Source organism: Halomonas saccharevitans (assembly GCF_032333995.1).
In the GTDB taxonomy this organism is placed as follows: domain Bacteria; phylum Pseudomonadota; class Gammaproteobacteria; order Pseudomonadales; family Halomonadaceae; genus Halomonas; species Halomonas saccharevitans.
Window position 1 is genome coordinate 31,295 of sequence record NZ_JAVXUR010000007.1, and the last position, 12,550, is coordinate 43,844.

Consider the following 12,550-nt stretch of genomic DNA (forward strand, 5'->3'; position numbering starts at 1 on the left):
AGTCAACATGCTCGAAGTCAAGGATCTGCACGTCACAGTAGAGGGTTCCGAGATCCTCAAGGGCCTGAACCTGACCATCAACGCCGGTGAAGTCCACGCCATCATGGGCCCCAACGGGGCCGGCAAGTCGACCCTTTCGGCGGTGATCGCCGGCAAGGACGGCTACGAGGTGACGCAGGGTTCGATCACCTTCGAGGGCCAGGACGTGCTGGAGATGGAGATCGAGGAGCGCGCCCGTGCCGGCCTGCTGCTGGGCTTCCAGTACCCGGTGGAGATCCCGGGAGTGAAGAACATCTACCTGCTCAAGGCGGCGCTGAATGCCAAGCGCGAGGCGCAGGGGCTGGGCGAGATCCCCGCGCCGGAGTTCATGAAGCTGATCAAGGAGAAGGTGGCCTCCATGAAGATGGACACCAGCTTCCTGCAGCGGGCCGTCAACGAGGGCTTCTCCGGCGGTGAGAAAAAGCGCAACGAAATTCTGCAGATGCTGGTGCTCGAGCCGCGCCTTGCCATGCTCGATGAGATCGATTCCGGCCTCGACATCGATGCCATGAAGGTGGTGGCCGATGGCGTCAACTCCCTGCGTGCCGAGGATCGGGCCATCCTGCTGGTGACCCACTACCAGCGCCTGCTCGACTACATCGTGCCGGATCGGGTTCATGTGCTGGTCGACGGCCGCATCGTCAAGAGCGGCGACGCTGCGCTCGCCCTCGAGCTCGAGAGCCGTGGTTATGACTGGGTACAGGAGGAGTCCGCCGCATGAGTGAAGACGTGAAGACCTTCCTCGACCGCCTGGCCGAGCGCAACGCCGCCCGCGAGCCGGAACCCACCTGGATCGCCGCGCGGCGCCAGGCGGGTGCGGCGCGCTTCGAGGCCATGGGCTTTCCCCATCGCCGGGTCGAGGCGTGGAAGTATACCGACGTGCGCGCCATCGCCCGGGGCGACTTCTCCCTGGCCCGCGACGCCGAGTTCTCGCCCGCCAGCGCGGCGGCGCTGACGCTGCCGATCGAGGCGCACCGCCTGACCTTCGTCGACGGCGTCTTCGCCCCGGCGCTGTCGCGGCTCGACGAGCTGCCCGGGGGCGTTGCGCTGATGCCGCTCTCGGCGGCCCTCGAGGAGAATCACGAAGCCGTGGGCGGCCCGCTGGGCCGACTGACCGGCGTCGAGTTCTCGTCCTTCGCCGCGCTCAACACCGCCTTCATGGAGGAGGGCGCCGTGCTGCGCCTAGCGCCGGGCACCGTGGTCGAGAAGCCCATCGTGCTGCAGTTCCTCTCGCGGGCCGGCGAGCAGGCGGTGATGAGCCATCCGCGTATCCTGATCCAGATGGCCGGTCGCAGCGAGGCTACGGTGATCGAGCATCACGTGGGCGAGGAGGGGGCCGCCAACTTCACCAACCTGGTCGAGGAGATCATCCTCGAGCGCGGCGCGATCCTCAACCACTACAAGCTGCAGGAGGCCTCGCTCCAGGACCTGCACGTGGCCAGCCTTCACATGGAACAGGCCCGCGACAGCCGCTATACCTCCTTCAACCTGAACCTGGGTGGCGGCCTGGTGCGCAACGACCTGGTGGCCGAGCTCAACGGCGAGGGAGCCGAGGCCAACCTCTACGGCCTGTTTTACGGGCAGGGGCGCCAGCACGTGGACAACCACACCCTGGTCAACCACAACGCGCCGCGCACTTACTCCAAGGAGAACTACAAGGGCATCCTCGACGACCGCGCCCATGGCGTGTTCAACGGCAAGGTGATGGTCAAGCGCGACAGCCAGCAGATCGAGGGCTACCAGAGCAATGCCAACTTGCTGCTCTCCGACCGCGCCGAGATCGATACCAAGCCCGAGCTCGAGATCTACGCCGACGATGTCAAGTGCTCCCACGGCAGCACCACCGGCCAGCTCGACGAGGAGGCGGTGTTCGCCCTGCGTACCCGCGGCATCGACGAGCAGACGGCCCGTGGCCTGCTGACCCTGGCCTTCGCCGGTGAGGTGATGGATCAGGTGGCTCTCGACGCCGTGGCTGAACGGGTCGAGCTGGCGGTCGCCGGCAAGCTGCCCGAGCGCTTCAACCTGGCCGGCCTGGTGGAAGCCGCCGTGGCCCTGAACGAGGAGTAAGCCATGGCCGATTTCAGCGACCTGACCCTTGACGTGGCGAAGCTGCGACGCGACTTCCCGATCCTCGATCGGGAAGTCCACGGCAAGCCGCTTATCTACCTGGACAATGCCGCCACCAGTCAGACCCCGCGCCAGGTGATCGAGGTGTACGACGACTACTACGGTCGTTACAACGCCAACATCCATCGCGGGCTGCATACCCTGTCCGACGAGGCCACCGCGGCCTTCGAGGGCACGCGGGAGACGGTGCGCGCCTTCCTGAACGCCGCAGACCACCGCGAGATCGTCTTCACCCGCGGTACCACCGAGGCGATCAACCTGGTGGCCAACGCCTGGGGTCGGGCCAACCTGAAGGCCGGCGACGAGGTGCTGATCTCGCGCCTCGAGCACCACTCCAACATCGTACCGTGGCAGCTGCTGGCCGGCGAGCTCGGCTTCACCATCAAGGTGATTCCGGTCGACGAGCGCGGCGTGCTGGACCTCGCGGCCTACCGCGACCTGTTCACCGAGCGCACCCGCCTGGTCGCCGTGAACCACGTTTCCAACGCCTTCGGTACCGTCAATCCGGTGGCCGAGATGGCCCGCGTGGCCCATGAGCACGGCGCCCGCATCCTGATCGATGGCGCCCAGGCCGCGCCCCATCAGGCCATCGACGTCCAGGCCATCGACGCCGACTTCTACGCCTTCTCCGGCCACAAGGTCTACGGGCCCACCGGCGTCGGCGTGCTCTACGGCCGTGCCGAGCTGCTCGAGGCGATGCCGCCCTGGCAGGGCGGCGGCGAGATGATCAAGACGGTCTCACTCGAGGTGCCGACCACCTTCGCCGACATCCCGCACAAGTTCGAGGCCGGCACGCCGGCCATCGCCGAGGTGATCGCCCTCGGGCGGGCCCTCAGGTGGGTCAGCGACATCGGCCTCGATCTGATCGGTGCCTGGGAGGCGCGCCTGCTCGAGCACGCCACCGAGGGCGTGGCCGGCATCGAGGGGCTGCGCATCCTGGGCACCGCGCCGGACAAGGCCGGCGTGCTCTCCTTCGTGGTCGACGGGGCCCACTCCCAGGACATCGGGCTGCTGATCGATCAGCTCGGCGTGGCGATCCGCACCGGCCACCACTGTGCCCAGCCGCTGCTGTCGCAGTTCGGTTTGGACGCGACCTGCCGGGCATCCTTCGCCGCCTACAACACGCCCGAGGAGATCGACGTCTTCGTCGAGGGGCTCGAGCGCGTCGTCGGCATGCTGCGCTGAGGCTTATCAAGGAGCGACATGAGCGATATCGAGCAGATAGCCACCCTGCACAAGGGTCAGGAGCTGCCCCTGCAGCGTGACGTGGCGGCCATCTCCATTCCCTTCGGCAAGACCGTGACCCTGACCGAGGACAGCGTCGTCAGCGTGATGCAGGCCAAGGGCAGCACGGTCAGCGTGGGCTATGAGGGGCGCCTTTTCCTGGTCGAGGGCGCCAACCTGGACGCCCTGGGCCTGGAAGCGCTGCCGCGTCCGACGCTTCCCGAGGGCGCCTCGGAGGAGGAGATCGAGCAGTTCGTGTGGGACCAGCTGCGCACCTGCTTCGATCCCGAGATTCCGGTCAATATCGTCGACCTGGGCCTGGTCTACGGCTGTCGCATCGAGCGGCTGATCAGCGGCGAGCGCATCGTCACCATCCGCATGACGCTGACCGCCCCGGGCTGCGGCATGGGCGATGTGATCGCCGCCGACGCGCGTAACAAGATCCTCGGCGCCCCTCAGATCAGCAAGGTGCACACCGAGATCGTCTTCGATCCCCCCTGGAGTCGTGAGATGATGAGCGACGAAGCGAAGCTGGAACTGGGCATGTTCTAGCAGTTGCGCCGGGGAGATCCATGCGCCTGCCACTCGGGAAGGTCTTCAAGGGAGTATTGATGACGCTGGGAGCGCTCGCGCTCCTGGCGGCTCTGCTGTTCGTGCTGGCCAACGTCTACGTGCTGGGGCGCACCGTGGGTCGCATCGAATCGGTCTCCTCGCAGTGCGTCAGTGAACCGGTGGGCATCGTCTTCGGCACGTCCCACTGGACGCGCAGCGGGAGTCGCAATCCTCACTTCGAGGGGCGCATGGAGGCCGCCGCCAGGCTGATCCACCAGGGGCGGGTCGACCATCTGCTGATCTCGGGCGATAACAGTACCCGCTACTATAACGAGCCGGTGACCATGTGGCGCGACCTGCGCGGCCGCGACGTGCGCGACGTGGACATGACCCTGGACTATGCCGGCTTCAGCACCTTCGACACCCTGGCGCGGGCAAGGGACGTGTTCGGCGTGAAGCGCGCGCTGCTGATCACCCAGGACTGGCATCTTCCACGGGCGCTGTTCATCGGTGAGGCGCTGGGCCTTGAGGTGCGCGGCTGTGCGGCGCCGGAGCGCGCGGTGTCCGGGCTCTGGCGGCTCAAACTGCGCGAGTGGGTGGCGCGTGTGGCCACCCTGGGGGATCTCTACGTATGGGAGCGGGAGCCGCACTTCCTGGGGCCGCTCGAGCCGCTGGACATCACACCGGCCGAGCGAGAACGACTGTTGCTGCCGCCGGGGATGTTCAGCGCTTCTGGCGCTGCTTCTGCAGGCGATACAGTTCCCGAATCAGCGCCCGACAGCCCTTCCAGCACTCCTCGATGACCGGCTCCAGCGGCTCGGGCAGGGGATGGGTGAAGAGCGTGGAGAGGGCCTGCATCAGCACCCGCTCCTGTTCGAGCAGCTCACCGATCACCACCAGGCTCTCGTTGCCGACGAAGCTCTTCAGGCGGCTCCACAGCCACATGTAGTCGTCGCGCTCGACATCGGCATCGCGGGGCAGCAGGTTGAGGTGCTTGCGCGACAGCTCCTGCAGTTTCTGCATCGATCGGCTGCGCGCCTCATAGTGAGGCTTCAGGCTATCGCGCAGCGCCGGATGCAGGCGCTCGAGATTGTCCTGGAAATAATCGATGCTGTCGGCCATTGCCTCCAGGGCACTGTCCATCGCCACCTGGCGATTGTCGAGAAACATGAGCGGTCACCTCCTCCGGTGACGCAGATTGTGGGGCTGTCGCCGTGCATTTGCCACCCCCACGGACCAATAAATCCCGGGTTCACCGTTAGTCTTTGGACGCAGGCCGATTCTCTCACCCCTTGGGGCGGGGCGGCACCTTGTGGCGCGGGGCGGCGTTGCGCTCCAGGTGCTCGATGATCAGCGAGGCGATGTCCTTGCCGGTGGCCGTCTCGATGCCCTGCAGGCCCGGCGAGGAGTTGACCTCCATGATCACCGGGCCGTGGTTGGAGCGCAGCAGGTCGACGCCGGCCACCCTGAGCCCCATCGCCTTGGCCGCGCGGATGGCCGTGGAGCGCTCCTCCGGGGTAATGCGGATCGAGCTGGCGCTGCCGCCGCGGTGCAGGTTCGAGCGGAACTCGCCCTCTGCGGCCTGACGCTTCATCGAAGCCACCACCTTGTCGCCAATCACCAAGCAGCGGATATCGGCGCCCTTCGCCTCTTTGATGTACTCCTGCACCATGATGTTGGCCTTCATGCCCATGAAGGCCTGGATCACGCTTTCGGCGGCCTGGTTGGTCTCGGCCAGCACCACGCCGATGCCCTGGGTGCCCTCCAGCAGCTTGATGACCAGCGGAGCGCCCCTGACCATGGTGATCAGGTCGGGGATGTCGTCCGGGGAGTGGGCGAAGCCGGTGATCGGCAGTCCCAGCCCCTTGCGTGACAGCAGCTGCAGCGAGCGCAGCTTGTCCCGGGAGCGCGTGATGGAGACGTTGTCGTTGAGCACGTAGGTGCCCATCATCTCGAACTGGCGCAGCACCGCGCAGCCGTAGAAGGTGACCGAGGAGCCGATGCGCGGAATCACCGCGTCGAAAGGCTCGAGCTCCTCCCCCTTGTAGTGGATCGAGGGGTGATGCGAGGCGATGCTCATGTAGCAGCGCAGGGTGTCGACCACGCGCGCGCTGTGGCCGCGCTGCTCGGCGGCCTCGATCAGGCGCCGCGTTGAGTAGAGGTTACGATTGCGGGACAGCAGCGCGATATGCATTCAGCAGGACTCCGGATCGGGGCAGAGGCGGTGTAGGGCGTGGGCGATGTAGGACGGCGTGGGTCAAGGCTCGCCGTGCAGGAAGGCGACGCCGGGTGCCACCAGCAGGCGACGCAGCGCGCGTCGCCCGAGCAGCATGGGGTGGCGCATGTCGCGGCGGTCGGTCAGGCTGAGCTCCACCGGGAAGGAGAGGGTGCCCAGCTGCATGGTCGTGCGGATCACGTAGCGCCATTCGGCCTGGCCGTTGGAGCTGGTCACCCGGCGCCGGTCGTGCAGGTGCATGCGATGCACGTGGGCCGGCGTGCCGGGGCCGCCGCTGCGCGTGGTGAAGCCGACCCAGAGGAGCCCATCCTCTTCATAGGACTCGATGTCCTCGGCGTGCAGCGCCGAGGTCCGAGCACCGGTGTCGGCCTTGGCGCACAGCGTCAGATGCAGCTCCGGCAGGGTCACCATCTCGCGGCGACCGATCACCGCCTTGGGCGTATAGGGCAGTTCTTTCATCATCTCGCTCCCAGGTCTCTGCGCTCAGCGTGACAGGTCTGCCAGGCGCCGGCCAATGGCGGAATCCGCCTCGGCGTCGCGCAGCGTCATCAGCAGCGGCAGGCGCAGCCGCGGGATCAGGGCCAGGTCACGGGCCACCGCCATGAAGTCGGTGCCGGGCGCTTCGGCCAGTCGCCTGAGGAAGCGGGGCAGGCGCTCGGCGTCTTCCAGGTGGTGCCAGCCCCGCCCGGCCATGGCCGCCAGCAGGTCGGGGCCGCAGGCATCCGGATCGTCGAGCAGGGCATCGAACCAGGCGCCCGCCTGCTCCGTCGAGGCGCCGCCCATGGCGCGCACGCAGGCGCAGAACGTCTCGATATCGCCGCTGGCGCCAGCGGCCTCGCCCCGCCGCCGCAACGCGCTTGCCAGGGCATCGTCGATGGCCACGTGTTCCAGGCAATAGCACAGCGAGGTCAACACCTCGCAGGGCAGGGCGTCGAGGCGGGCGGCGACAGCCTGGCTCGTGGCGGCATCCAGGCGCAACGCGGCGTCGGCCAGCCCCTGCAGCCCCAGGGCGCGCCAGTCGATCGCCTGCTGCCCGGTCAGGTAGGCCTCGGCGGGTTCCAGGTGCTCGCTGGCCGGCTGGCCGGCATCCCGACTGGCGCGCGCATGCAGCACGGCTCGGAAGGGCAGCGAGGGCGTGAAGGCCAGCGGATTGTCCTTCATCAGGTTATCGATTCGTTCGCCCTCGGCCCGTCCCAGGCCCTGAACGCTGCGACCCAGAGTCTCCAGTAGGCGCTGCACGAAGGCATCGCGCGGGGCCGGATTGAGGTGGCCCTGCTCGTCCAGCGGCAGGGCCAGGAACCAGATCAGCGGGTCGTCCATCTCACCGACCCGGAAGACCATGGCCAGGCGCGCGGTGCCCTGCCATGGCGCCGGCCAGGCCAGCTCCCCGGCCTCGAAGGCGGCCAGGGTGTCGAGCGGGCAGGGCTCGACGCGCCGCCCCAGGTGATAGAGTCGCACCTCGGCGCCGCTGCGCTGAAAGAAGTCGTGAAGGCTGTTGATCGGTTGCATGCTGTCTCCGGGTCACGAACCGTGCACTCTACCGCGGCGCCGGGGTGCTGTCAGCCGTCCCGGGGCGTCGTATTGGTGCCGCCGTGCTGGTCATTTCCTGATCAGTCGGCGTCAGGGCCCATGAGGCCTGGCCAAGGGGCACCTTTCCAGCGTTTATCCACAGGCCCATTCAGGGTATCTGTGCATTGTGCACAAGATCGACGTGCGTCGCCTTCCGAGCGGTGGACAACCCGCCGGGGTGGCCAGTGACGGGGCCAAGCGGGGATAATAGCGACAAATGTACCGGAGAGATTGATCATGACCGTTCACGATGAACTCGGCGACGCCCTGCGCGAGCTCGAGGCCACCATGAAGGCCGCCAGCCTGTGGCGCATGGAGCGTCCTGACGCGAACGCCTTCGAGAGCGTGCAGCCATTCTGCATCGATACCATGACGCTGCCCCAGTGGCTGCGTTTCGTCTTCATCGCGCGCCTGGAGGTGCTGGTCGAGACACGCTCGCCGATGCCGGCCCAGTGTGACGTGGCGCCGGCGGTGGAGGCCTGGCTGACCCAGGAGGACACGCGCGCCAGTGACCGGCTGCTGATGTGCCGCGTGGTCGAGGAGATCGATCGCCTGGTCACCGAGAACTGAGGCCGCCCGATGCCCTTCTATTTTGCCTATGGCAGTAACATGAATGCCGCCCGGGTCGCCGCCCGGATCGGTCGTACCCGCCGGGCGCTTGCCGGCGTGCTGCACGATCATGGCCTGCGCTTCGACAAGGCCTCGAGGGTGGCGGGCATCGCCCATGCCAACGTGGCCCCGTCGGGTGGTGAGCGGGTAGAGGGCGCGCTGTTCGAGCTCGCGCACCCCGAGCAGATCCGCGACATGGACCCCTTCGAGGGTTATCCCCACGAGTACGGCCGTCATCGCCTGCCGATCGCGACCCGCGAGGGCACGATCGAGGCCTGGGTCTACATGGCCGCGCCGGGCACCACCGCCGAGGCCCTGCGTCCGGCTCGGGAGTACCTCGAGCACCTGCTGGCCGGTGAGCCCTTCCTGACGCCCGACTATCATGCCCGCCTCGCCGCGGTGGAGGCGGTGGCAGGCCTCGATGCACCGACCCTGGCCGCCCTCGGGCTCTCGCGGGATACCCCGCGCTAGCCGTTCGCTTCGCCCCGTTTCATCCGGCCCAGACGCAACAAGGCCCGCCAGATGGCGGGCCTTGTCGTGTCGGTCGAGGCGATCAGATCAGAAGCGGTAGCTGATGCCGGCCATCACCACCACCGGGTCGATCTCGACTTCGCCGATGTCGTTGCCATTGAGGCTGGCGTCGGTGTCGATATCCAGGTACCAGGCGGCGGCGTTGAGCGCCCAGTTGTCGTCGATCAGCAGGTCGACGCCCACCTGGCCGGCCGCGCCCCAGGAGTCATCCAGTTCCAGATCTGCTCCTTCGATTTCCTCATCGGAGAACATGGTGTAGTTGACGCCGATGCCGGCATAGGGCTGCACGCGGGCGTCGGTACCGCCCAGCGGGTAGTACTGCACGGTCAGGGTCGGCGGCAGGTGATCGGTGGCGGCAACGTTTGCACCGTTGAGTTCGATGTCATGATCGAAGGGCTCGGCGGCCAGCAGCTCGATGCCCAGCTTGTCGGTGAAGCGGTAGCCCAGGGTAAAGGCGAAGGCGCTGTCATCTTGAACGTCTACTTCGATAGCGCCATCGGCGATAGTGCCGTTATCGCTCTTGGGCTCGACCTTGGCGACGCCCACGCGGGTGAAGAAGTCGCCGGCGCCGTAGGCGAAGGCCTGGGTGCTGGTGGTAAAGGCGGCGGCGGCAATGCCGGCCACGAGCAGCGAGGAAAGGGCGTTCTTGCGCATGGGTCATCTCCTGATGGATGAGGGGGCGGCGGCCTTGCCGCATCGGATCATGCTAATAGTCTATCGGCATCTTTTTTGGAGAATATTGATCCAGCGCAAGAGTAGTGCGTTATGAGGCTGCAGGTAAAGACATGCTTACTCTGAGACTCAGGCCCCTCGCGGCGGTGTGACGTCTTGGCCTTCATGCATGGGGGCGGATCAGAAGCGGAAGGTGGCGCCGTCGCCGAGGATCATGGGGTCGATATCGGCCTCGCCCGGAGCCGCGCCGCTGGCGCCGACCTCGGCATCGGTAATCGCATATCGGGCGAAGGCCCCGATCAAGAGATAGCTCGTCACCGCCATGTCAAGACCGTCCTGGCCGGCCGGGCCGTAGGGCTCATCGACGTCCAACCCCTCGAGCTCTTCCTCGGAGATGTGGGTGTAGTCGAGACCGCTCCCCACGTAGGGCTGTATTAGCGAGCCGCTGTCGCCCATCGGGTAGACGTGGATCATTAGATTGAGGGGCAGGCGATCCACGCTGCCCGCGGCCTTGCCGAAAGCCGCGATGCCGTTGAGTTCAATGCCCGGCCTGTTGCTGAACAGGTAGCTCGCACCGGAGGACATGCTGCGCGGGTCGAAGGCCTTTAGCTCCCCGAGAATGTCGAGAGAGCCGCTGTCGTCGGTAACCTCGGCCTTGGCGATACCTCCGCGCATGACAGTGTCGTCGACCTGGTAGGCCTCGGCGATCGGGGCGGTGGCGAGGGCGGTTGTGGCGAGGGAGGCCATAGCGATCAGATGTCTGGAATTCATGGGAGGGTTCCTCGTGTCATCGACCGTTCGGGCGAGTGGTGGGGAAGAAGGCACTTATTAGCGTAGCGAAGGAATCTTGTTAATGTCTTGTCGCATTTTGCTACCGGTGAGATAGGCGTCTTGGGGATTTTTCTGCGAGACTTGCAGTTACCATAGCCGATAAATAAAGCCCTTGTATAACTTTTTCACTTTTCCTTCACGGCGCCTCGAAAGCACGCCGAAATTCGGCTTCACTCAAGGGGGATGATGACACCGGAGTCGCTCATGGCTGGCCGACCTCTCGTTAGTGCCGATTTTGCCGGACGCCTCGACCATCCGCTGCTGTCGCTGCTGCTGGCGGCGCTGCTGGCACTCTGGCTGCTGCTTCGCCCCGAGCCCATCCAGGCTCTGCCGATGGCGTGGCGCCTGCCACTGATCCTGGTCGGCGCCTGGGCGCTGGGGACGGCTTTTGTGCGGCCGATGGCCCTCGAGGTGGGGGAAGGCGGACTTTCGCGCCTGGCGGGCGCAGGGCTCAGCCGATGGACCCTGTGGGGATTCGCGAGTGTGATCGTTTGCCTTGAGGCATGGCGCTGAACCCGAGACGAAAAAAGCCGCCCGAAGGCGGCTCTCTTCATGTGCTCCCATCGCTGGCGTATCGATGGGTAAGGCTCCCGCGGGAGCCCTTTTACTACGTGGATTGCGTTATTCGCGCTCTTTTAGCGAGTAATGTGCTGATACTCACCGGCATCGGCCGTCGCGCTGCTCACCGCCATAATGGCAACGAAGGCAGCGATGAAGCCGGGAATGATCTCGTACACACCGGGTCCGCCCAGGAATGATGCGTTCCAGCCCAGTGAAATCCAGATCATGACGGTGACGGCACCGACCACCATGCCCGCGATGGCGCCGGCACCGTTGGTGCGCGACCACATCAGTGACAGGATGATCAGCGGGCCGAACGCCGCACCGAAGCCTGCCCAGGCATTACTGACCAGGCCCAGAACCTGGGAGTCCGGATCGGAGGCAATGACGGCTGCCACCAGGCCCACCAGGACGACACTGATCCGGCCTATGGTGACGGTCTCCTTGTCCGTGGCCTCCTTGCGCAGGAACAGGCGGTAGAAGTCCTCGGTCAGTGAGGAAGACGACACCAGCAGCTGGCTGGAAATGGTGCTCATGATCGCCGCCAGCAGGGCCGCGTAGAGGAAGCCGGTGATCAGCGGGTGGAACAGCAGGTCCGCCAGGATGATGAAGATCGTTTCCGGATCTTCCACATTCATGCCGTTGCGGACGGCATAGGCCCGCCCGAACACACCCAGCGAGATTGCGCCGATCAGAGAGATGAGCATCCAGCTCATGCCGATGTTACGGGCAACAGGGACGTCCTTCAGGGTCCGGATGGCCATGAAGCGCACGATGATGTGCGGCTGCCCGAAATACCCAAGCCCCCAGGTCACTGCCGACAGCCAGCCGACGATGGTCAGCCCCTCCGTCCAGGAGAGCAACGTGGGGTCGACTTCATTCAGCGTCTGGGACGCCTGGTTGAAACCGCCGCCACCTTCGCCAAAGAGCACCACCGCCGGCATGATCACCAGGGCCAGCATCATGATGCAGCCTTGCACGAAGTCCGTCATGCTCACGGCCAAAAAGCCGCCGACGACTGTATAGGCCAGCACCACGCCCAGTGTGATGACGACGCCCGCAGCGTAGTCGCTCATGCCGCCGATGTTGATAACGCCGGAAAACGCGCTTTCGAACAGCTTGCCGCCCGCGACCAGGCCCGACGCCGTGTAGACCGCGAAGAAGACCACGATAACGATGGCGGATACCGTTCGCAGCGACATGGCCCGAGTCGGGAACCGGTTGGCCAGGAATTCCGGAATGGTGATCGCGTTACCATAGTGAACCGTCTGTTCGCGAAGGCGCGGTGCCACCAGCGTCCAGTTGAAGAACGCCCCCACGAGCAGGCCGATGCCAATCCAGGCCGACCCCAGCCCTGACACGAACATGGCGCCTGGCAAGCCCAGCAGCAGCCAGCCGCTCATGTCCGACGCACCCGCCGACAGGGCGGCGACCTGGGGGCTGAGGGCCCGGCCGCCCAGCATGTAATCCTCAGACGTGGAAGTGGATTTGCGCATCGCATAAAAGCCGATGGCGATCATGAGCGCAAAGTAGGCAAATAGACTGATCCACACGCCAATAGCCATATGAACTTCTCCAAATTATTGGGTCGGATGTAGC

At 65.9% G+C, this 12,550-nt stretch carries 15 protein-coding genes; 8 read left to right on the plus strand and 7 right to left on the minus strand.

The window, feature by feature from the left end:
• Positions 1-7 precede the first annotated feature (7 nt).
• From sufC to RSO68_RS14920, 5 genes are read left to right on the plus strand one after another with little or no spacing between them, the layout of a single operon-like run.
• Complete coding sequence (gene sufC, locus RSO68_RS14900) at positions 8-760, plus strand: Fe-S cluster assembly ATPase SufC (RefSeq protein ID WP_315587159.1); 753 nt, start codon at positions 8-10, stop codon at positions 758-760.
• Positions 757-2,106: a Fe-S cluster assembly protein SufD gene (gene sufD / locus RSO68_RS14905; protein WP_315587160.1), complete on the plus strand. Its 1,350-nt coding sequence runs from the start codon at positions 757-759 to the stop codon at positions 2,104-2,106. Before sufC ends, sufD begins: the two co-directional genes overlap by 4 nt.
• A gap of 3 nt (positions 2,107-2,109) precedes the next feature.
• Positions 2,110-3,351 carry an aminotransferase class V-fold PLP-dependent enzyme gene (locus RSO68_RS14910; RefSeq protein WP_315587161.1) on the plus strand — a complete coding sequence of 414 codons (1,242 nt, stop codon included), beginning with the start codon at positions 2,110-2,112 and terminating at the stop codon, positions 3,349-3,351.
• Positions 3,352-3,369: 18 nt separating this feature from the next.
• Entirely contained in the window at positions 3,370-3,942 is a 573-nt protein-coding gene (gene sufT / locus RSO68_RS14915; protein ID WP_315587162.1) for a putative Fe-S cluster assembly protein SufT, read from the plus strand.
• A 20-nt stretch (positions 3,943-3,962) separates the two neighbouring features.
• Positions 3,963-4,745 carry a SanA/YdcF family protein gene (locus RSO68_RS14920; RefSeq protein ID WP_315587163.1) on the plus strand — a complete coding sequence of 261 codons (783 nt, stop codon included), beginning with the start codon at positions 3,963-3,965 and terminating at the stop codon, positions 4,743-4,745.
• Here the strand turns inward: RSO68_RS14920 and RSO68_RS14925 are convergent.
• The 4 genes from RSO68_RS14925 to RSO68_RS14940 all read right to left on the minus strand — a co-directional run bounded on the left by RSO68_RS14925 (position 4,666) and on the right by RSO68_RS14940 (position 7,687).
• A complete protein-coding gene (locus tag RSO68_RS14925) occupies positions 4,666-5,112 on the minus strand; it encodes a hypothetical protein (RefSeq protein WP_315587164.1) in 447 nt (148 codons plus the stop codon). The genes RSO68_RS14920 and RSO68_RS14925 overlap by 80 nt on opposite strands.
• A 115-nt stretch (positions 5,113-5,227) precedes the next feature.
• Positions 5,228-6,136 carry a 30S ribosomal protein S6--L-glutamate ligase gene (gene rimK / locus RSO68_RS14930; RefSeq protein WP_089849609.1) on the minus strand — a complete coding sequence of 303 codons (909 nt, stop codon included), beginning with the start codon at positions 6,134-6,136 and terminating at the stop codon, positions 5,228-5,230.
• 63 nt (positions 6,137-6,199) lie between these two features.
• Positions 6,200-6,637 carry an ATP-dependent zinc protease family protein gene (locus RSO68_RS14935; protein ID WP_089849611.1) on the minus strand — a complete coding sequence of 146 codons (438 nt, stop codon included), beginning with the start codon at positions 6,635-6,637 and terminating at the stop codon, positions 6,200-6,202.
• 24 nt (positions 6,638-6,661) lie between these two features.
• On the minus strand, positions 6,662-7,687 hold the full coding sequence (locus tag RSO68_RS14940; RefSeq protein ID WP_315587165.1) for a DUF3549 family protein: 1,026 nt from the start codon (positions 7,685-7,687) through the stop codon (positions 6,662-6,664).
• 297 nt (positions 7,688-7,984) lie between these two features.
• On the opposite strand from RSO68_RS14940, the gene RSO68_RS14945 reads away from it, so the two are divergent.
• Together RSO68_RS14945 and RSO68_RS14950 are read left to right on the plus strand one after the other, a co-directional pair.
• Positions 7,985-8,317 (plus strand): YqcC family protein, encoded by a 333-nt coding sequence (locus RSO68_RS14945; protein WP_315587166.1) that lies wholly within the window; start codon positions 7,985-7,987, stop codon positions 8,315-8,317.
• A 9-nt stretch (positions 8,318-8,326) separates the two neighbouring features.
• A complete protein-coding gene (locus RSO68_RS14950; protein ID WP_315587167.1) occupies positions 8,327-8,827 on the plus strand; it encodes a gamma-glutamylcyclotransferase family protein in 501 nt (166 codons plus the stop codon).
• Positions 8,828-8,914: 87 nt separating this feature from the next.
• Here RSO68_RS14950 and RSO68_RS14955 read toward each other — a convergent pair whose 3' ends face one another.
• Together RSO68_RS14955 and RSO68_RS14960 are read right to left on the minus strand one after the other, a co-directional pair.
• Positions 8,915-9,541 (minus strand): OmpW/AlkL family protein, encoded by a 627-nt coding sequence (locus RSO68_RS14955; RefSeq protein WP_315587168.1) that lies wholly within the window; start codon positions 9,539-9,541, stop codon positions 8,915-8,917.
• A 198-nt stretch (positions 9,542-9,739) separates the two neighbouring features.
• On the minus strand, positions 9,740-10,330 hold the full coding sequence (locus tag RSO68_RS14960; RefSeq protein WP_315587169.1) for an OmpW/AlkL family protein: 591 nt from the start codon (positions 10,328-10,330) through the stop codon (positions 9,740-9,742).
• A 264-nt stretch (positions 10,331-10,594) separates the two neighbouring features.
• Here RSO68_RS14960 and RSO68_RS14965 point away from each other — a divergent pair, with 264 nt between their 5' ends.
• The gene (locus RSO68_RS14965) at positions 10,595-10,903 is read left to right on the plus strand and encodes a hypothetical protein (protein WP_315587170.1); all 309 of its coding nucleotides are present in this window, start codon (positions 10,595-10,597) and stop codon (positions 10,901-10,903) included.
• Positions 10,904-11,025: 122 nt separating this feature from the next.
• On the opposite strand, the gene putP is transcribed toward RSO68_RS14965, so the two are convergent.
• Positions 11,026-12,516 (minus strand): sodium/proline symporter PutP, encoded by a 1,491-nt coding sequence (gene putP / locus RSO68_RS14970; protein ID WP_089849625.1) that lies wholly within the window; start codon positions 12,514-12,516, stop codon positions 11,026-11,028.
• Positions 12,517-12,550: the final 34 nt, after the last annotated feature.